1 protein-coding gene is annotated in these 249 nt (G+C 46.6%); it reads right to left on the bottom strand.

Annotated features, from left to right (window positions below; genetic code table 11):
• Positions 1 to 12: 12 nt before the first annotated feature.
• The coding region (locus tag SB754_RS21995; protein WP_410784424.1) for an SDR family NAD(P)-dependent oxidoreductase at positions 13 to 249 on the bottom strand (237 nt) is incomplete at its 5' end.

Here is a 249-nt window from a genome sequence, read left to right as displayed (position 1 = left end):
ATTCGTTTCTGCTCAAAACCCAATACTGTTTCCACCATCAACGGGAAGCACTGTCCCTGTAATAAATTTTGCTTGGTCGGAGCACATAAAGTATACCGCATCCGCGATATCCTCTGGTAGTCCCATTTTCCCCATCGGCGTTCTTGAGAAGACTTTTTCCTTCCGTGGAGGGTCGGAGTCAAGTGCCTTGGCGGTCATTTTGGTCTTTATAAAACCTGGCGCAATACAGTTGGTCCTGATGTTGTATTG

Origin of the sequence: Leifsonia sp. SIMBA_070 (assembly GCF_046534635.1) — a bacterium.
Classification (GTDB): domain Bacteria; phylum Actinomycetota; class Actinomycetes; order Actinomycetales; family Microbacteriaceae; genus Leifsonia.
The sequence above is the reverse complement of the archived record's forward strand: the minus strand, read 5'-3'. Positions and strand labels throughout refer to the sequence as shown.